The organism is Halorubrum sp. Boch-26 (assembly GCF_029889805.1).
Taxonomy (GTDB): domain Archaea; phylum Halobacteriota; class Halobacteria; order Halobacteriales; family Haloferacaceae; genus Halorubrum.
On sequence record NZ_JARANT010000061.1, the window covers coordinates 1 to 16,540 of the forward strand.

At 69.1% G+C, this 16,540-nt stretch carries 20 protein-coding genes; 12 read left to right on the top strand and 8 right to left on the bottom strand.

Annotation, left to right across the window (positions count from 1 at the left end):
• Positions 1 to 279: 279 nt before the first annotated feature.
• The 7 genes from msrA to OQF71_RS09745 all read left to right on the top strand — a co-directional run bounded on the left by msrA (position 280) and on the right by OQF71_RS09745 (position 5,872).
• A complete protein-coding gene (msrA, locus tag OQF71_RS09715; protein ID WP_280587349.1) occupies positions 280 to 816 on the top strand; it encodes a peptide-methionine (S)-S-oxide reductase MsrA in 537 nt (178 codons plus the stop codon).
• Positions 817 to 1,295: 479 nt separating this feature from the next.
• Positions 1,296 to 1,700, top strand: a complete 405-nt coding sequence (gene ribH / locus OQF71_RS09720; protein ID WP_280587351.1) for a 6,7-dimethyl-8-ribityllumazine synthase — start codon at positions 1,296 to 1,298, stop codon at positions 1,698 to 1,700.
• Positions 1,701 to 1,734: 34 nt separating this feature from the next.
• Positions 1,735 to 2,889 carry a pyridoxal phosphate-dependent aminotransferase gene (locus OQF71_RS09725; RefSeq protein ID WP_280587352.1) on the top strand — a complete coding sequence of 385 codons (1,155 nt, stop codon included), beginning with the start codon at positions 1,735 to 1,737 and terminating at the stop codon, positions 2,887 to 2,889.
• Positions 2,890 to 3,082: 193 nt separating this feature from the next.
• Positions 3,083 to 3,595 carry a universal stress protein gene (locus OQF71_RS09730; protein ID WP_280587353.1) on the top strand — a complete coding sequence of 171 codons (513 nt, stop codon included), beginning with the start codon at positions 3,083 to 3,085 and terminating at the stop codon, positions 3,593 to 3,595.
• Positions 3,596 to 3,731: 136 nt separating this feature from the next.
• Complete coding sequence (gene gatC, locus OQF71_RS09735; protein ID WP_280587354.1) at positions 3,732 to 4,064, top strand: Asp-tRNA(Asn)/Glu-tRNA(Gln) amidotransferase subunit GatC; 333 nt, start codon at positions 3,732 to 3,734, stop codon at positions 4,062 to 4,064.
• Entirely contained in the window at positions 4,065 to 5,369 is a 1,305-nt protein-coding gene (gene gatA, locus OQF71_RS09740) for an Asp-tRNA(Asn)/Glu-tRNA(Gln) amidotransferase subunit GatA (protein WP_280587355.1), read from the top strand.
• Positions 5,366 to 5,872 (top strand): DUF5797 family protein, encoded by a 507-nt coding sequence (locus OQF71_RS09745; protein ID WP_280587356.1) that lies wholly within the window; start codon positions 5,366 to 5,368, stop codon positions 5,870 to 5,872. Before gatA ends, OQF71_RS09745 begins: the two co-directional genes overlap by 4 nt.
• Before the next feature lie 445 nt (positions 5,873 to 6,317).
• On the opposite strand, the gene OQF71_RS09750 is transcribed toward OQF71_RS09745, so the two are convergent.
• Both OQF71_RS09750 and OQF71_RS09755 read right to left on the bottom strand, forming a co-directional pair.
• On the bottom strand, positions 6,318 to 6,641 hold the full coding sequence (locus tag OQF71_RS09750) for a hypothetical protein (protein ID WP_280587357.1): 324 nt from the start codon (positions 6,639 to 6,641) through the stop codon (positions 6,318 to 6,320).
• A 74-nt stretch (positions 6,642 to 6,715) separates the two neighbouring features.
• Complete coding sequence (locus OQF71_RS09755) at positions 6,716 to 7,258, bottom strand: carboxymuconolactone decarboxylase family protein (protein WP_280587359.1); 543 nt, start codon at positions 7,256 to 7,258, stop codon at positions 6,716 to 6,718.
• Between the two features lie 116 nt (positions 7,259 to 7,374).
• Here OQF71_RS09755 and OQF71_RS09760 point away from each other — a divergent pair, with 116 nt between their 5' ends.
• Positions 7,375 to 8,304, top strand: coding sequence for a 1,4-dihydroxy-2-naphthoate polyprenyltransferase (locus OQF71_RS09760; protein ID WP_280587360.1), 930 nt, complete (start codon positions 7,375 to 7,377; stop codon positions 8,302 to 8,304).
• Positions 8,305 to 8,307: 3 nt separating this feature from the next.
• Positions 8,308 to 9,408 carry an enolase C-terminal domain-like protein gene (locus tag OQF71_RS09765; RefSeq protein ID WP_280587361.1) on the top strand — a complete coding sequence of 367 codons (1,101 nt, stop codon included), beginning with the start codon at positions 8,308 to 8,310 and terminating at the stop codon, positions 9,406 to 9,408.
• A 39-nt stretch (positions 9,409 to 9,447) separates the two neighbouring features.
• On the opposite strand, the gene OQF71_RS09770 is transcribed toward OQF71_RS09765, so the two are convergent.
• Positions 9,448 to 9,864 (bottom strand): halocyanin domain-containing protein, encoded by a 417-nt coding sequence (locus OQF71_RS09770; protein ID WP_280587362.1) that lies wholly within the window; start codon positions 9,862 to 9,864, stop codon positions 9,448 to 9,450.
• Positions 9,865 to 9,949: 85 nt separating this feature from the next.
• Here OQF71_RS09770 and OQF71_RS09775 point away from each other — a divergent pair, with 85 nt between their 5' ends.
• Positions 9,950 to 10,405 (top strand): DUF5799 family protein, encoded by a 456-nt coding sequence (locus tag OQF71_RS09775; RefSeq protein WP_280587363.1) that lies wholly within the window; start codon positions 9,950 to 9,952, stop codon positions 10,403 to 10,405.
• Positions 10,406 to 10,440: 35 nt separating this feature from the next.
• Here OQF71_RS09775 and OQF71_RS09780 read toward each other — a convergent pair whose 3' ends face one another.
• From OQF71_RS09780 to OQF71_RS09795, 4 genes are all read right to left on the bottom strand, one after another.
• Complete coding sequence (locus tag OQF71_RS09780; RefSeq protein ID WP_280587364.1) at positions 10,441 to 10,590, bottom strand: hypothetical protein; 150 nt, start codon at positions 10,588 to 10,590, stop codon at positions 10,441 to 10,443.
• Positions 10,591 to 10,658: 68 nt separating this feature from the next.
• Positions 10,659 to 12,761, bottom strand: a complete 2,103-nt coding sequence (locus OQF71_RS09785) for a hypothetical protein (protein ID WP_280587365.1) — start codon at positions 12,759 to 12,761, stop codon at positions 10,659 to 10,661.
• Between the two features lie 99 nt (positions 12,762 to 12,860).
• The gene (locus OQF71_RS09790; RefSeq protein ID WP_280587366.1) at positions 12,861 to 13,310 is read right to left on the bottom strand and encodes a pyridoxamine 5'-phosphate oxidase family protein; all 450 of its coding nucleotides are present in this window, start codon (positions 13,308 to 13,310) and stop codon (positions 12,861 to 12,863) included.
• 247 nt (positions 13,311 to 13,557) lie between these two features.
• Positions 13,558 to 13,989 (bottom strand): pyridoxamine 5'-phosphate oxidase family protein, encoded by a 432-nt coding sequence (locus tag OQF71_RS09795; RefSeq protein ID WP_280587368.1) that lies wholly within the window; start codon positions 13,987 to 13,989, stop codon positions 13,558 to 13,560.
• 111 nt (positions 13,990 to 14,100) lie between these two features.
• Between OQF71_RS09795 and OQF71_RS09800 the strand changes: the two genes are divergently transcribed.
• Positions 14,101 to 15,111, top strand: a complete 1,011-nt coding sequence (locus tag OQF71_RS09800; RefSeq protein WP_280587370.1) for a phosphotransferase — start codon at positions 14,101 to 14,103, stop codon at positions 15,109 to 15,111.
• Between the two features lie 87 nt (positions 15,112 to 15,198).
• On the opposite strand, the gene OQF71_RS09805 is transcribed toward OQF71_RS09800, so the two are convergent.
• Positions 15,199 to 15,996: an aldo/keto reductase gene (locus OQF71_RS09805; RefSeq protein WP_280587372.1), complete on the bottom strand. Its 798-nt coding sequence runs from the start codon at positions 15,994 to 15,996 to the stop codon at positions 15,199 to 15,201.
• Between OQF71_RS09805 and OQF71_RS09810 the strand changes: the two genes are divergently transcribed.
• The gene (locus tag OQF71_RS09810; protein WP_280587374.1) at positions 15,962 to 16,498 is read left to right on the top strand and encodes a hypothetical protein; all 537 of its coding nucleotides are present in this window, start codon (positions 15,962 to 15,964) and stop codon (positions 16,496 to 16,498) included. The genes OQF71_RS09805 and OQF71_RS09810 overlap by 35 nt on opposite strands.
• Positions 16,499 to 16,540 lie beyond the last annotated feature (42 nt).

A 16,540-nucleotide genomic window follows, 5' to 3' on the forward strand; every position in this document is an offset into this window, starting at 1 on the left:
GAGATCTTCACCGCGAAGCCAACGATCACGTATTGGCGAGCGGCTGGGGCTTTGGAGATCTTCACCGCGAAGCCAACGATCACGTATTGGCGAGCGGCTGGGGCTTTGGAGATCTTCACCGCGAAGCCAACGATCACGTATTGGCGAGCGGCTGGGGCTTTGGAGGGGTCCACCGTCGATCTGTAGTCGGCGACTTATAAACGCGAACCCACAGTACCGATCATTTCTCCTTCGTAAGCGCGCGTCATTAATACGTCTCCGAGCCCTTATGACGAGTATATGTCCGATCAGCTCGAGACAGCGACGCTCGGCGGCGGGTGCTTCTGGTGTACCGAGGCGGCCCTCGAACAGCTCGCCGGCGTCGAGTCGGTCACGTCCGGCTACGCGGGCGGCCACGTCGACGATCCCACGTACAAACAGGTCTGCTCCGGCAACACCGGTCACGCCGAGGTCGTGCAGGTCGAGTTCGACCCCGACGCCATCGCCTACGACGAGGTGCTGGAGGCGTTCTTCGAGGTCCACGACCCCACCCAGCTCAACCGACAGGGTCCCGACGTGGGGAGCCAGTACCGCTCGATCGTCCTCACCCACGACGAGGCTCAACGCGAGGCCGCCGCGGCCTACATCGAGGCGCTCGACGAGGAGTACGACGACGACGTGGTGACCGAACTCGACCGACTGGAGACGTTCTACCGGGCCGAGGAGCGCCATCAGGACTACTTCGCGAAGAACCCGGACGACGCCTACTGCACCTTCCACGCCAAGCCGAAGATGGAGAAGGTGCGCGAGAAGTTCGAGGCGAAGGTCGCGAAGTAGGAGGTTCGCGGTCTGGAGTGATTCGGGTTTGAACGCTTCACCGACTGTTTATAAGTGATCATCGGTAGATCGACAACGAACACGTTCAAAGCCCCAGCCGCGCTCGGCTCCCACAGCTCGTTGCGGTCCTCAGTCGCTCGCGTTGCTCGCTCCTTGCGGTCCTTACGTCGCTGGGGTTCGCCGAGCACGGCTGCCCCTTTGAGTCCCACCCCGCACCACTGGAAGACGGTCCTGCTCGCTCACTCGCGGGACCGCACCCGCACCTCACACCTCCCCAGCCTCGTCGCTGGCGGCTGGCGCCGCCAGCGACGCCCTCGCGCGGTGCTGCTCGGCCGCGAAGCGGCCTCGCAGGCACGCGCCGTCCGCCTCGGCCCTTTATAAGCAATACTCGCCCGCTCCGCCGCCGTTCCCGAAGACGTTCGCCCGGCAACCCTCCGCCGGAACGGTAGACCTTTGCCGCCGCCGGTGTGAGCGGGGATATGGTCTCGCTGGGACTGGTGGTGGCGCGGTTCAACGACTCCGTCACGGAGCCGATGGCCGAGGCCGCCCGCGAGGCGGCCGCCGACCGCGACGCCGTCATCGTCGACGAAGTGAGCGTGCCGGGCGCGTACGACAGCCCGCTGGCCGCCGACCGACTCGCGCGGCGCGACGACGTCGACGCGGTGGCGGTCGTCGGCGCCATCGTCACCGGCGACACCGACCACGACCACGTCATCGCGAGCGCGACCGCAGAACAGCTCACGCGGGTGAGCCTCGACCGCGACACCCCCGTCACCTTCGGCGTGAGCGGCCCGGGGATGTCCGGCGCGGAGGCGCGAGAGCGGATCGACAAGGGCGCGAACGCGGCCGACGCCGCGATCGATCTCGCGGAGGAGCTCGGATGAGCGGCGGAGACGACCCCCAACGGAACACACGACAATGAGCGACGCATACGACTTTTCGGACCGGATCGGACGCGTAGAGCCCAGCGCGACGCTGGCGATATCGAACCTCGCAGCCGAAAAGGAGGCCGAGGGCGCCGACATCGTCGACCTCTCGGTCGGCGAGCCCGACTTCGACACCCCCGCGAATATCGTCGAGGCAGGGAAGGACGCCCTCGACGCCGGCCACACCGGATACACCTCCTCGAACGGAGTTCCGGAACTGAAAGAGGCGATCGCGGCGAAGCTGCGCGGCACCGGGATCGACGCCGACGCCGACGAGGTGATCGTCACCCCCGGCGGCAAGCAGGCCTTATACGAGACGTTCCAGACGCTGATCGACGACGGCGACGAGGTCGTCCTCCTCGATCCCGCGTGGGTCTCCTACGAGGCGATGGCGAAGCTCGCCGGCGGCGACCTCTCCCGCGTCGACCTCGCGCCGCACGGCTTCCAGCTGGAGCCCGCGCTCGACGACCTCGTCGAGACGGTCTCCGACGACACCGAGCTGCTCGTCGTCAACTCCCCCTCGAACCCCACGGGCGCGGTCTTCTCCGAGGCCGCCTTAGAGGGCGTCCGCGACCTCGCCGTCGAGCACGACATCGCCGTGATATCCGACGAGATCTACGAGCGCATCGTCTACGACGCCGAACACGTCTCGCTCGCGAGCCTCGACGGGATGGCCGACCGCACCGTTACGATCAACGGCTTCTCGAAGGCGTTCTCGATGACCGGCTGGCGGCTCGGCTACCTCCACGCAAAAGAGGACTTCGTCGGGCAGGCCGGCAAGCTCCACTCGCACTCCGTCTCCTGTGCGGTCAACTTCGTCCAGCGCGCGGGCGTCGAGGCCCTAGAGAACACCGACGAATCCGTCGAGGAGATGCGGCAGGCGTTCGCCGACCGTCGCGACCTCCTCGTCGACCTGTTCGACGAGCACGGGGTCGACGTCGACGTCGGCGACGGCGCCTTCTACATGATGATCCCCGTCGACGACGACGACCAGGCGTGGTGCGAGGCCGCCATCGAGGAGGCGTCCGTCGCGTGCGTCCCGGGCAGCGCGTTCAACGCGCCCGGCCACGCCCGGATCTCCTACGCCGCGAGCGAGGGGCGCCTGCGCGAGGCCGTCGACCGGCTCGTCTCGAACGACCTCTTATAAACGCGGGCGGTTTCGCGGCCGGGCTTCCGGCCGATTTTCGGCCTGACCTTCAGACCGACTTTCTGGTCGTTTTGACGGCCCATCTCCCGATCGATCGACGGCGGTGTTTCGGTCGTGAGAGCGGATCGGCCGATAGCGGGAATCTGCGGTGCGTTTTTACCGCTGTCCCGCGAAGTTTCAATTGGGTGGCACGATGTACGATCAGATACTATACCCGACGGACGGGAGCACCGGATCGGAAGCGGCGGCAGCGCACGTGGCGGAACTCGCGTCGGCGTTCGACGCGACCGTCCACGTCCTGCACGTCATCGACATTCGCGGGGGCGGGCTCGGCCTGAGCGGGGCGTTCCTCGACGAGGAGAGCCAAGCGATGAGCGGGCGGTCGCCCGACGAGGGGTACATCGGGAGGCACGAGGACGGACCCGACCCGGACGAGATCGAGGACGGGCTCACTGCCCAGGCGGAGGAGCTCGTCGAGGCCTCGGCCGGATCGCTCGACGGGATCGACCTGACGACCGCCGTCGAGATGGGGACGCCGCACTCGGCCATCCTCGAATACGCCGACGCCAACGACATCGACCTCGTGGTGATGGGGACCCACGGTCGGACCGGCGTCGAGCGTTACCTGCTCGGTAGCGTCACGGAGAAGGTGGTGCGGCTCGCGGACCCGCCGGTGGTGACAGTCCGCGCCGAGGAGGGCGAGTGACGCCGCGGTCGCTTTTTTCCGGGTCGACATCGCAGTCGCTTTTTTCCGGGTCGACATCGCAGTCGCTTTTTTCCGGGTCGACGCCGCGGATGCGACGTTCCGAAACCCTTACTCCCGGTCCGGGAAACCTCAACGTATGAGCGATACGTCCGAGTCCACGGGCGACGCGGAGGCGGACGCAGCCGACGGCGCCGACACGTCCGCCGTCGACGCCGAGGAAGTCCGTCACGTCGCCGATCTAGCCAGAGTTCGACTCGCCGACGACGAGGTCGAGACGTTCGCCGACCAGTTCGGCGACATCCTCGGCTACTTCGAGGCCCTCGACGAGGTCCCCGAGACCGAGCGCGAAGAGGAGCTCGTCAACGTGATGCGCCCCGACGACGTCAAGTCGGGACTCACTCAAGAGGAGGCGCTGTCGAACGCCGAGGAGACGGAGGACGGCTACTTCGTCGGCCCGAAGGTGTCGTAGATGGCGACCGACTACAACCTGTTCATCACGGAGGCGACGATCGACGGCGACGCGGACGCCGAGGGCCCCCTCGCAGACGCGACCGTCGCGGTCAAGGACAACATCTCCACCGAGGGGGTCCGGACGACCTGCGGATCGGAGATGCTCGCCGACTACGTCCCGCCGTACTCCGCGACGGTCGTCGACCGGCTGATCGACGCCGGCGCGACGGTCGTCGGGAAGACGAATATGGACGAGTTCGGGATGGGGACGACGACGGAGACGTCGGCGTTCGGCCCCACCCGGAATCCCGCCGACCCCGAACGCGTCCCGGGCGGCTCCTCCGGCGGGTCGGCCGCCGCCGTCGCCGCGGGCGAGGCCGACCTCGCGCTCGGCTCGGACACGGGCGGGTCGGTGCGCTGTCCGGCGGCGTTCTGCGGCGTCGTCGGGATCAAGCCGACATACGGGCTCGTCTCGCGCTACGGGCTCGTCGCGTACGCGAACTCACTCGAACAGATCGGCCCGATCGCGGGCTCCGTCGAGGAGGCGGCCGCCGCGCTCGACGTCATTGCCGGTCCCGACCCGAACGACGGCACGACCCGCGACTTGAGCGAGGTCGAGGGCGCTGACCCCGACGCGAGCTACGCTGCGGCCGCCGACGGCGACGTCGACGGGCTGACCGTCGGCGTCCCCACAGAGCTGTTCGACGGCGCCGACGAGCGCGTCGTCGAGACGGTCGAGGCCGCGATCGCGGACCTAGAGGCGCAGGGAGCCGAGACGACGGAAATCTCGCTGCCCTCGGTCGAGCACGCGGTGCAGGCGTACTACGTCATCGCGATGGCCGAGGCCTCCTCGAACCTCGCGCGCTTCGACGGCGTGCGGTACGGGAACCGCGCCGAGTCGGACGGCAACTGGAACGAGTCGTTCGCGGAGACGCGCGAGGAGGGGTTCGGCGCGGAGGTCAAACGTCGGATCCTGCTGGGCACGTACGCGCTCTCGGCCGGCTACCACGACAAGTACTACGAGAAGGCGCAGGACGCCCGCGCGTGGGTCCGGCGGGACTTCGAGGAGGCGTTCGCCGACGTCGACGTGATCGCGTCGCCGACGATGCCGGTGCTCCCCTTCGAGCTCGGCGAGAGCCTCGACGACCCGCTGCGGATGTACCTCGCGGACGCGAACACGACCCCGGTCAATCTCGCGAATCTCCCCGCCATCTCGGTGCCGGCGGGCGAGGCCGACGGGCTCCCCGTCGGGCTCCAGCTCGTCGGGCCGAAGTTCGACGAGGAGACGGTGATCCGCGCCGCGAGCGCGGTCGAGGAGCGATGAGCCTGACCGACGAGGAGCGGAACCGGCTCGCCGACATCGTTCGGCTCCAGCCCACGAAGAACGGCGAGCTGCAGGACGCGTGGGGGCTCGACGGCGGCAGCGAGGTGCACCAATATCTGCAGAACCACCTCAAGGAGTACTACTACCGCGACGACGACAGCCTGATCCGGTCGACGGCCGAGGCGAACAATCTCGTCGACGTCGAGCCCGGGATCGAGGCCGACGCGGTCGCGAAGGGCGGCGCGCCCGACACCATCCGCGTCTCGGAGCTGGTGGCGCAGGTGTTCGAGGTGGTGGCCGGCCCGGACGAGCGGTCGCAGTCGGTCGTCAGCGTGCTCAACGCGGTCCGCGAGGCGTTCGACATCGACCCCGAGGTCGACGAGGTGCGGCGCGCGCTTCGGACGCTCGAACGCAAGAACGTCGTCGAGGTCGTCTACCGGAGCGTCCCGACGTTCAAGCTCGCCGTCGAGCGCGACGAGATCACGGTCGAAGTGAACGAATAGAAGTTTTAAGAGGTAGCCGTCGGAGCGGAGGTAGTCGGCGGTGGGTCGCCCCGGGTCGTTTCGGTCGTCGTTTTATAAGTATCCAACCCTTGGTCGGCGGTGAACTCTTTCCAATCCCTAGCCCCGTTTATAAGTTGCTCCTGTCGACGAAGCGGGGAACACTTCCAAAGCCCCAGCCGCGCGGTCCGCGCAGACGACGTAAGCACCGCAGCGAGTGACCGGAGCGAACGAGCGAGGAGCGCAACGAGTGTGCCCGGACCGCGCGGCTGCCCCTTTGAGTCCCGCCCCGCACAGCACCGCACCTCACACCTCCCCAGCCTCGTCGGTCGTCCTCCGCGTTGCTCCGGGCGACCGACTCCCTCGTGCGGTCTGCTCGCGCCCTGTCGGGCGCTCGCAGGCGCACGCCATCGAACATCTATTTATAAGTAGTTGTAGCCAGCCGCGGTCACATCCCCATGTCGGCGGCGGCGTCGGGGACCGGGAGGTCGCTGACGGCGACGCCGAGCAGCTCCGCGGCGTGGTCCAGCGCCATGTCGAACCCGTAGTACCGCTCCAGTTCGTCGCCGTTCGGCCCCGGTCGGACCTTCAGCATCGCGTAGCCGTCGACGTTCTGGGCGACCGTGGCCTCGGCGCCGTCGGCGGAGAACGTGAGCAACCGCTCGCCGCCCGCCTCGTCGTAGCGCGCGGCGATCTCGTTCGCTTCCGCTTCGGTGGACTCGGTCTCGGACCCTTCCGAGTCGGCCTCCCCGTCGGCCGTCGTATCGCTCATACCTCGGATAGGGACCGACCCCTGTCGTATCTGTCGGTCGGTGAGGTCGGCGCCCCGGGGGACCGGGACCGCGATTACCGCGGGTCCCAGCCGTGGAACTCGCTGCCGGCCTCCAGTTCGAGGTCGAAGGCCTCGATCATCCCGCCGAGGCCGGCGTACCCCTGCGCGAGCGCGGCGATCCCGACGACCGTCTCGTCGTCGTAGCGGGCGGCGACCTCGCCGTGGACGACGGCGTCGACCTCGCGGCGGACGACCGCGGTCGCGTACTCGACCAGCGTCGTCTCGTCGGCGTCGAGTGCGGACAGGTCCCCGGTTCCGATCCCCGCGATGACCGCGTCGTCGATCCCGGCGCCGCGGGCGATGTTGACGTGCTGGTGCCACTCGTAGCGGTTCCGCGTCTCGCTCGCGGCGGCGAGGATGACGAGTTCGCGGTCCCGGTCCGAGAGGCCGCTGTCGGTCCACAGCGAGCCGAGAAAGGAGCGCAGCCCGGCGAGCACTTCCGGGTTGTTGCCGAGCGACTGGTAGACGTGCAGGGGTTTTCCCTGCAGCGACGACTCCAGCAGCTCCTCGTACTCCTCGGGCACGTCCGACGCGTCGACGTATGGAACGCGGGCCATGTCGGGGACTCGTCGCCGGCCATCATAGCTGTGGGGTGTGGCCGACGGCCACGGGCGGGTCTCCGAGTCGATCCGGGATGGCAAGCTTAAGGGACGCGACGCGCCTATCGCTGCCAATGAGTACCGAGGTGTCGCGGCGGCGGGCGTGGGTGATCGCCGCGCGGCCACAGACGCTGCCCGCGGCGGCCGCACCGGTGATCGTCGGCGTCGGGCTCGCGCTCCGCACGGGCGCGTTCGCCCCGCTGCCGGCGCTCGCGGCGTTCGTCGGCGCGGCGCTGATCCAAGTCGGCACCAACTTCGCGAACGACTACTACGACGCGATCCAGGGGGCCGACACGGACGACCGCGAGGGGTTCACCCGCGTCGTCGCCAGCGGCCTCATCGAGCCGGCCGAGGTGAAGCGGGCGATGTGGCTGACGTTCGCGGCCGCGATCCTCGTCGGCACCTCCCTCGTGTACGTGGGCGGCGTCCCGATCCTCGCGATCGGGCTCGCGTCCGTCGCCGCGGGGATCGCCTACACCGGCGGCCCGTACCCACTCGGCTACCACGGCCTCGGCGACCTCTTCGTCTTCGTCTTCTTCGGCGTGATCGCCGTCACCGGCACCTACTACGTGCAGGCGGCCGCGCTCGTCGGACAAGCGTTCCCGCTGTGGATTCCCCAGGGCACGGTCACCCTCGCCGCCGTCGTCGCCAGCCTCCCGATCGCCGCGCTCTCGACGAACATCCTCGTGGTCAACAACGTTCGCGACTTGGAGGAGGACGCGGCGACCGGCAAGCGCACCCTCGCGGTCAGGTTCGGCTACCGGTTCTCGCGGGTCCAGTACGTCGGCCTGCTCGCGCTCGCGTACCTCGCCCCGTTCTGGTTCCTCGCCCGCGGCGACGGCCCCGCGGTGCTGCTCCCGCTGCTCACGCTCCCGCTCGCGGTCGACGTCACGCGCACCGTGTTGACCGAGACCTCGGGCGACGCGCTCAACCCGGCCTTGGAATCGACCGGGAAGCTCCTCGCGGCCTACGCGGTCGCGTTCGCGGTCGGGCTCGCGGTCTGACCGATGCGGCTCCGCTCCTTCTCGCTCGGGCTGACGACCCCGCTGGCGACCGCCCGCGGCGATATCACGGAGCGAGAGGGGTTCCTCGTCGGCGTGGGGGCCGAGGACGGCGATGAGACGCCGGACCCGGGACTCGGCGAGGCCGCCCCGCTCCCCGGTTGGACCGAGTCGCGGTCGGCGTGCGAGTCGGCCCTGCGCGAGGAGAGAGACGACGACGGCTCCCTCATCGACGGCGCGCTCGACCGCCTCGAACCGAGCGAGACACCCGCGGCCCGCCACGGGATCGCGCTCGCGCTCGCGGACGCCGAGGCGCGCGAGGAGGACCGGTCGCTGGCCGCGCGGCTTGCGGGCGAGCACGGGCTCGCGACCCCGGCCGAGACGGTCCCGGTCAACGCGACGGTCGGCGACGGCGACCCCGAGACGACCGCCGCCGCGGCCGAGAGAGCCGTCGACGAGGGGTTCGACTGCGTGAAGGTGAAGGTCGGTGCGCGCCCCCTCGACGCCGACGTCGATCGCCTCCGCGCGGTCCGAGAGGCGGTCGGCGACGGGGTCGCGCTCCGGGCCGACGCGAACGGCGCGTGGGACCGGGCGACCGCGCGGGAAGCGATCGGTCGCCTCGCGCCCTTGGACCTCGCGTACGTCGAGCAGCCGCTCCCCGCGGCCGACCTCGCGGGTGCGGCGGCCCTCCGGGGCGCCCGGGACGGCCGAGACGACCGCGCCGGCGACGACTCCCCGGTCCCGATCGCCCTCGACGAGTCGCTGGCGAGCCACGGGGTCGACGCCGTCCTCGACGCCGGCGCGGCCGACACCGTCGTCCTGAAGCCGATGGCGCTCGGGGGGCCGGACCGCGCGCTGGCGGCGGCGGCGACCGCGCGAGCGGCGGGCGTCGAGCCCGTGATTACCACCACGATCGACGCGGTCGTCGCGCGGACCGCCGCGGTCCACGTCGCGGCCGCGGTCCCCGGCGTCGCTCCCTGCGGACTCGCCACGGCGTCGCTGCTCGCCGACGATCTCGCGCCGGACCCGTGCCCGGTTTCGGACGGAACGGTGCCGATTCCGAACGGGCCCGGCCTCGCCGGCGACGCGTTCGACGGACTCCCCTGAGCGCTCGCCGCCCATCTCTCAGCCGTCGCCATCGACGGCTCAGCCGTCGCTATCGACGACCTCGATCGTCCCCTCCATATTCCGCGTCTGGTGGGGCGTACAGACGTACTCGTAGGTCTCCGCCGTCGCGAACTCGCGTTCGAAGGCGTACCCCTCCGCGGCGGCGAGGCCGGAGTCGAAGGCGCCGTCCCTGTCGACGACGTTGTGGCTCCCGCCCGCGCCGGTCCACTCCCAGACGACGGTCGTGCCGACGTCGATCCGGACCGCCGCGGGCGCGAAGGAGAAACCGCCGTCCGCGCCGACCGCGACCGCGACGGTCTCCTCGCCGGTCCGGTCGACCGGGGCCGCGTCGTCGTCGTCGCCTCCCGGGAGGAGCACGCCGGCACAGCCCGCGAGTCCGGCGGTCGAGGCGGCGCCGACGGCGGCGAGCAGGTCGCGTCGCGTTCGCGCGTTCATGCCGGAGCGAGGGTCCGGACGGTATAAACCGTCCCGAGAGCGACGAGGGAAAGGGGCTTGTACGGCCGCGGCCGAACCAGTTGGTATGAGCGAGTGGACAGACGCGATCGTCGGCGAGCGCATGACCGTCGACAACCAGTTCACGGATCGAGTGGCGGCCTCGCGGTTCTCCAGTCAAGAATGGGGCCTGATCATGACGGCGGCGGAGTTCGAGATCGAGAACGCCGCCGACTCCGACGACGCCCGTCTCGTCGCCGACACCTCCAGCCTCCCGGCGATCATGCCGGAACTGGAGAACGTCCGGTCGCAGGTCGCCGCGATGGGCGGGGCGCCGGGAGGGCAGGACGGCGGAGGGTCCGGCGGCCTCGTCGACTCGATCAAGGACGCGCTCGGCCTCGGGGGATCCGGCGGCAGTGGCGGAGGCTCGGACGAAGAGCTCGCTGCCGCCGAGCGGCTCGTCCAAGAGTACGCCGACGAGCTGCAGGCGCACCTCGAAGACACCGGCCGGTGGGAGCAGGTGAGGCTCGCGTACCAAGAATAGAGGACCGAGTCGCGGTCGACGGACGCCTCGTCTCGCTACTCCATGTCGCTGCCGCGGAACAGCGTCAACTCCTCGGCCTCGTAGATGCTGATCAGTTCGCTGACGATCTCGTCGTACTCCTCGTCGCTGGCGCGGAGCGTGTCGAGGCGCTCGACCGTCTCCTCGTCCAAGTGGATCTGGGGCATACGCGGCGGTTGGTCGGCTACGTTATAAAAATCCTCGGTGAGTTCGGACGATCGGAGGCCGCCACTTGTCAGTCCCGTCGACCTTCCTCAGTCAGATCGCCCGGGGTCGTTTCCTCGGGCGCGTCCTCGGCGAGGGCTCGGCGAGCCATTCGCTCGACGTCCGCCTCGGAGCGGTCGTCGCTCGGAAGCAGGAGGCGATCGTTGAAACGGACGACCGAATCGTCCTGTTCGAGTATCGCGAGGAGCCGTGCGGAGTCGACAGCGGGACCGTTGGTCCGCGTCGTTCCGGCCAGCTCACTCAGCCCGTCGAACCCCTCGAACAGCTGCGTCTGCTCGTGGCCGATCCGAACCGGGAGAGAGAGGACCGATCCGCGTTCGAACCGATGCGACGTCGGTGACTCCGACCGCACCGTGTTCACTTGCATCGCCAACCCGGCGTTGGACGCCACCTGGACGCCGGGATCGCCGACGCAGCGGATCCGCGTCTCGTCGGCGAGACCGGACAGCGAAACGCTCGCGCTCATCGACGTCCCCGCCGCCAACAGAGCCACGACCGACCTGAGCCCCGTGGAAGACGGCGCTTCCGCGACGACGACGGATCCGAGCCCGCCGTTCTCGACGGCGGCGAGTCCCCCGCCGACGCGGTCGGTCCCCTCGAAGACCGTCAGCGCCGGCGCCTCGTCGAGGTCGGCGAGCACGACCGCGCCGTCGGCCGCCACGACCTCGCCACCCCCGACGGGGAGCCCGCAGTAGGCGACGTCGACGTCTGGATCGGAGAGCACCGTCGCGACCGTTTCGGCATCCGGTCGATCGAGCACCTCCCAGTCGCCGATTCCCTCGGGGACCGCCGGATCGGCGATGGCGCGCCGGACCGCCGTCGCGCGCTCCGGCGATTCGACCAGCGCGACGACGCGGACCTCGCCGCGAGCGGTCGTCTCCCGGCGGAGCCGGTTCTCGTAGCACGCGGGTGTCAACGCAAACGTACCGGCGGGGAGCGGGTCGTCGTCCGGGCTCGGCGTCCCGCCCGTCGGCGCGAACCTCGGCGACGTCGCCAGCGCCACCGGCGCACCGGGACGATCGGGCTCCGGCGAACCGCGCACCCGAACCGGCGCCAGCACGTGCGCGAGGTGCGACAGTAGCTCGGCGCCGGCGGGGCCCGGTCGGAGCACGGCTTCGGTCGGCCAATCGGGGGCGTACGGCGCGACCGTCGCCGGATCGACCTCGAGGTACTCCATCAGCCGATCGCTCATCGACAGGTCGGCGAGGTTCGGAGGGTAGAAGGGAAGCTCCGGACCGACCTGTTGATACTCGTACCGGTCGGAGGGGACGTACCCCTCGGTCCGCGCGAGCGTGTCGAGGAAGAACCACGTCCGGAGCAGCTCCTCGGCCCGCGCTTCGAGCGCGCTATCGCCGGTCGGCAGCGACTCGACGTAGCCGGTGTCGAGTCGGATCGCGGGCGCGTCGCCGATCACCATCCGTGCGCCGAGGTAATACGAGAGCGTCGAGAGCCGGTAAATGTCCGCGTACTCGGGACGGACGACCACTTCGACGCCGGTGTCGGGTCGGACCAGCGGGCTCGGGATATCGAGCGCGTCGCCGCGCTCGATCAGCGGGGGGTAGCCGCGGAGCGTCGGCCACGAGCGCTCGGGGGAGAACTCCTTGATCGACGAGCCCAGCACCGATATCACCTCCGCCAGCGCGGCAGGGTCATCGGGGACCGTGATCGTCGCCTCCGGCCGCGAGTGCAGCGATCGCGCGCCGAGCGCGACGGTGGTCGGCCGGTCGAACTCGATATCGACCGCGCCGGAGTCGACCATGCCGGTCGTCGAGACCGTCACGTCTGGCGCGCGGACGAGCACCTTTGTCACGCCGCTGATGTCGAAGCAGTACGACCCGCGCGGGAGCTCCATTGGTTCGTTGAGCCGCGCGACGAACTCGCCCTCGGCCCGACGGACGCTCACCGCGGAGTAGTCGGGGACCGAGATGGATCCCGTCTCTAGGCTGATCGCCCCGTCGACGGGAAACGGAAAGAGCTCCGTGAGCGCGGGCTGCGGGTCGGGCTCGCGGTCCAGCACCAACCGGATCTCCGTACCATCTAGCGCGTCACGGACGCGGAGGGTCTCGCCGTCGACCTCGAATTTCACTCGTCCCCCGATCGCGTCGCCTGTCACTGCTAATTGATGTGTCCTCAACAGATATCAGCGTGTCGATGATTTCTCGGCAGTCGATATTCACCCAGTATAACCGAGTATTCACCGTCTCGTGTGGATTCACACCTCGGTACTGGATTCCGCTCGGCTAGTCATCTGGTAGGAGACGAGTCGATGGAACTCGAACGAAACGTCCTTGACGGGGTCGCCAAAGATGTCCACGAGTGGGATGTGGACCTGCTGGAGGCCTTCGAGCGACTCCGTTGCGACCGACGCTTCGGTGGTTTCTTCCAACCGACCCTTCGCGATAACGCCCCGCCACTCGTCGTCCCGTTGTCCGTACGCCACGAACGTGACCTGACGGCCGGCGACGTCTCCCTTGTCGCTATCGGGTCCGACGGCGAGTCTGAAATAAACGGTCGTCTCAGATCCGTCGTAGCCGTAAGAGATCGGCACGGAGTGCGGCGGTTCGTCGCCCGAACTCTCAAAGGAGACGACACCGGTGCCGCCGGTGCCGAGGAACGCGTCGCGCTCGTCGTCGTCCATCGCTATCGGGTGTGTATCGCTCATGCCGGATGCTACGACGGACGCGATCATAAGTGTCTCCACGATAACACCACGGAATCGCCGGCTCGCCGACGTTCGACTCGATGCGAAGTCGGGAATACGATGTCAAGAACACGAGGTCGATGCGAACTCGTCGGAGGGTGGCGTACGCGTGGCGGGCTTGGCAGGGAGGCGCCGGAAGTGGGTCGTACCACCGGCCTCCACGTCGCTGAGGACAGTTCGGCGTCTTCGGGGCGCTCTCGCGAACGAGCTACGCGACCGTTTCGCGGCCGGCGACGCTCTCCATTCGGAAATCGTACAGGGAAAATTCGACGGTCTCGGTCGGTTCGTCGAACAACCGAAACGGTTGAAACCAGTCGTTGAGCGTCGCCTCGTCGACGTCACCCTCCCACCGCCGGAGCTGACCGCGAACGTGAATACTCCACGACTCGTTCGTCGACGCCTCGTAGCACACGAACGTGGCCGTCTCAGTCGTTTCGAGGAATCGATTCTTTTCGCCCTCGTCGTCGTGCTCGCTCACTCGGAGGAGGAATCGATCGCCGTCGTAGTGATAGCTCAGCGGAATGGCGTACGCGTCGTTGCCCTCCGCTAATCCGAGGACGCCGTGTTCACCTGCTCGGAGGCGGTCCTCCATATCGGACTCGGCCATTCCGCCGGTGTATACGTACTCGACGTGCTCCATAGGAAACCGCACGTAGCGGAACCCCAAATAGACACCCCGGCTTCGGCGTTTGATTCGACGCGGGACGGCGGGTGACAGCAGTCTTAACAGCCGCCGGACTGACTCGCCGTCATGAACGACGCCGTGGCGACCGCCCTCGGAGAGGCGTTCCCGGAGCGGTCGGTCGAGCGCCTGACCGATGTCGGCCCCTCGTGGAACGGGGCCAACGAGACGGCCGGCGTCGTCTTCGCGGACGGCGGCCGGGCCTTCTGCAAGGTCGCGGTCGACGACGACGGCACGCGGATCGCCCGCGAGTCGGCGGTGCTCCGGTACGTGGCCGCGGAGCGACCGATCGGGGTCCCCGAGGTGCTCGCCGCCGACCCGGACGCGACGGTGCCGTACCTCGTCACGGCCCCCGTGCCCGGCCGCGAGCTCCTCGGCGCGTGGGAGGAGCTCGAAAGCGAGGCCGAGAGCGACGCCGAACGCGAGGCCCTGCTTCGACGCGTCGGCGCGACGCTGGCGACCCTCCACGCCGAGCGGTTCGAGTCGCACGGCGAGATCGGCGGAAGCGATGCCGGAGGCGGGCTCGACCTCGACCGCGCGCCGTGGCCCGACGTGCTCTTACAAACGATCGAGCGAACCCGCGAGATCGGCACGTCGGAGCGACTCGCCGATCACTACGACGCCGCTATCGACTGCGTCGAGTCGAACCGCGACCGCCTCCGCGACGCCCCCGCGGCGCTCCTCCACGGCGACGTCGCGATGCCGAACCTGTTCGTCGTCGACACCGAGAGCGGGCGTAACGGCGGGGGCCACGGGGACGACGGGATCGTCCCGATCGACTGGGAGCTCGCCCACGTCGGCGACCCCGCTCGCGACCTCGTCAGGGCGGAAGACCAGCTCCTCAACGGCTTCGACGATCGGGGGCCGGAGCGATACGCGGCGGCGCTGCACGCGGGATACGCCGAGCGCGCCGGCGGGCTCCCCGAGGGATTCGCGGAGAGGCGCCCCATTTACGAGGTGGTCCGAATGCTCGGCCGATCGGGGTTCGTCGACCAGTGGACGACCTACCTCGACGAGCCGATGGCCGACCTCCTCAACCGCGCGGAGGCGGAGCTGCAGGCGCGGTTGGAGGCGGTCTGAGGAGTTGGAGGCGGTCTGAGGAGTTGGAGGCGGTCTGAGGAGTTGGAGGCGGTCTGAGGGGGTCGGTCGACTGCGATCGCCCGGACTTCAGCGGTTCCACGCCGCGTCGTCGGGATCGATCCGGCGGTCGCCCGGCTCCAGCCCGTCGATCTCGGCGAGGACTGAGGAATCGATCTCGGCGTCGACGGCGCGGAGGTTCTCGGCGACGTGGTCGCCGGTCGCCTTCGGGATCGGCGTGACACCGCGGGCGAGCGCCCACGCGAGCGCGAGGACGGCCGGCGAGCGATCGGTCCGCTCGGCGATCGCGAGGAACGCGTCGTCGTCGAACAGCTCACCCTGAGCCAGCGGCGAGTAGCCGACGAGCCGGTGGTCGAACTCGGCGGCTGTTTCGCGGAGTTCCCGCTGTCGGAACCGCGGGTGACACTCCACTTGGTGGGCCGCGACCGGCGCGTCGAGGATCTCGCGGGCCTCGCGAACCAGCTCCGGCGTGAAGTTCGAGACCCCGACGTGGTCGGTGAGCCCGGCATCGCGCAGCTCGTCGAAGACCGGCAGGGTCGCCTCGGCGTCGTACGCGCGGATCGGCCAGTGGACGTACAGCAGGTCGACGCGGTCGAGCCCGAGCCGGTCGAGGCTCTCTCGGGCCGTCTCTCGGACGTCGTCGGGCGCGAGGTTCTCCGGGTGGACCTTCGTGGCGACGACGACGTCGTCGCGGGCGACATCGGCGGCGGCGATCCCCTCGCCGACCGCGGCCTCGTTGTCGTACATCTGTGCGGTGTCGACGTGGCGGTAGCCGGCCTCCAAGGCGGCGGTCACCGTGGCGGTACACTCCGCGGGGTCGTCGAGGCCCGACGTGCCGAGGCCGAGCGGGAGTTCCAGTGGCGGCATACCACCCGATTCCGCCCGTGAGGGTAAAAGGGCGTGTCCACCGGAACCGACTGCAACAATACCGGGACAGAGGGGTCGCGACACCGGGCAAGCGTTTTCATCGGATTGGAAACCCCTCGTCCTTATATCCCGCATTGAACTCCTACGTGCCAGTATGACTAACGGGATCCACGTCGAACTCGCCGTCTCGGCCTGTGAGGGCTGTCCCGTGGCCACACTTTCGTCGAGCACCGCCGTCGAGGAGTTCCGAGTCGACGCAGACGACGCCAGGGTCGAATTCGTCGCTCCCGATCTGCCCGACGACCCGCCGAACGGCCTCGATCTCGTCGAGTTCGCCGGAGAGGCGCACGGTCGCTACGAAATCGGGTGCGAGCGCCCCGCGACCGACGGTGGGATTACGGTTGACACCGCGGAAACCAACGCGGCCGCCGAGCCGTCACCGCCGTCGGCCGCCGAGCCGTCACCGTCGTCGGCCGCCGACGGCAAAGGTGAAAGAGAATAGAAGCGCGGGGGGTCGTTGTGGGTTGACGAAATAAAACAAACA

What these genes read in the sequence shown, in the direction of transcription:
- msrA (WP_280587349.1), top strand. Translation starts at nt 280, where the DNA reads ATGTCCGATCAGCTCGAGACAGCGACGCTCGGCGGCGGGTGCTTCTGG.
- ribH (WP_280587351.1), top strand. Translation starts at nt 1,296, where the DNA reads ATGGTCTCGCTGGGACTGGTGGTGGCGCGGTTCAACGACTCCGTCACG.
- OQF71_RS09725 (WP_280587352.1), top strand. Translation starts at nt 1,735, where the DNA reads ATGAGCGACGCATACGACTTTTCGGACCGGATCGGACGCGTAGAGCCC.
- OQF71_RS09730 (WP_280587353.1), top strand. Translation starts at nt 3,083, where the DNA reads ATGTACGATCAGATACTATACCCGACGGACGGGAGCACCGGATCGGAA.
- gatC (WP_280587354.1), top strand. Translation starts at nt 3,732, where the DNA reads ATGAGCGATACGTCCGAGTCCACGGGCGACGCGGAGGCGGACGCAGCC.
- gatA (WP_280587355.1), top strand. Translation starts at nt 4,065, where the DNA reads ATGGCGACCGACTACAACCTGTTCATCACGGAGGCGACGATCGACGGC.
- OQF71_RS09745 (WP_280587356.1), top strand. Translation starts at nt 5,366, where the DNA reads ATGAGCCTGACCGACGAGGAGCGGAACCGGCTCGCCGACATCGTTCGG.
- OQF71_RS09750 (WP_280587357.1), bottom strand. Translation starts at nt 6,641, where the DNA reads ATGAGCGATACGACGGCCGACGGGGAGGCCGACTCGGAAGGGTCCGAG.
- OQF71_RS09755 (WP_280587359.1), bottom strand. Translation starts at nt 7,258, where the DNA reads ATGGCCCGCGTTCCATACGTCGACGCGTCGGACGTGCCCGAGGAGTAC.
- OQF71_RS09760 (WP_280587360.1), top strand. Translation starts at nt 7,375, where the DNA reads ATGAGTACCGAGGTGTCGCGGCGGCGGGCGTGGGTGATCGCCGCGCGG.
- OQF71_RS09765 (WP_280587361.1), top strand. Translation starts at nt 8,308, where the DNA reads ATGCGGCTCCGCTCCTTCTCGCTCGGGCTGACGACCCCGCTGGCGACC.
- OQF71_RS09770 (WP_280587362.1), bottom strand. Translation starts at nt 9,864, where the DNA reads ATGAACGCGCGAACGCGACGCGACCTGCTCGCCGCCGTCGGCGCCGCC.
- OQF71_RS09775 (WP_280587363.1), top strand. Translation starts at nt 9,950, where the DNA reads ATGAGCGAGTGGACAGACGCGATCGTCGGCGAGCGCATGACCGTCGAC.
- OQF71_RS09780 (WP_280587364.1), bottom strand. Translation starts at nt 10,590, where the DNA reads ATGCCCCAGATCCACTTGGACGAGGAGACGGTCGAGCGCCTCGACACG.
- OQF71_RS09790 (WP_280587366.1), bottom strand. Translation starts at nt 13,310, where the DNA reads ATGAGCGATACACACCCGATAGCGATGGACGACGACGAGCGCGACGCG.
- OQF71_RS09795 (WP_280587368.1), bottom strand. Translation starts at nt 13,989, where the DNA reads ATGGAGCACGTCGAGTACGTATACACCGGCGGAATGGCCGAGTCCGAT.
- OQF71_RS09800 (WP_280587370.1), top strand. Translation starts at nt 14,101, where the DNA reads ATGAACGACGCCGTGGCGACCGCCCTCGGAGAGGCGTTCCCGGAGCGG.
- OQF71_RS09805 (WP_280587372.1), bottom strand. Translation starts at nt 15,996, where the DNA reads ATGCCGCCACTGGAACTCCCGCTCGGCCTCGGCACGTCGGGCCTCGAC.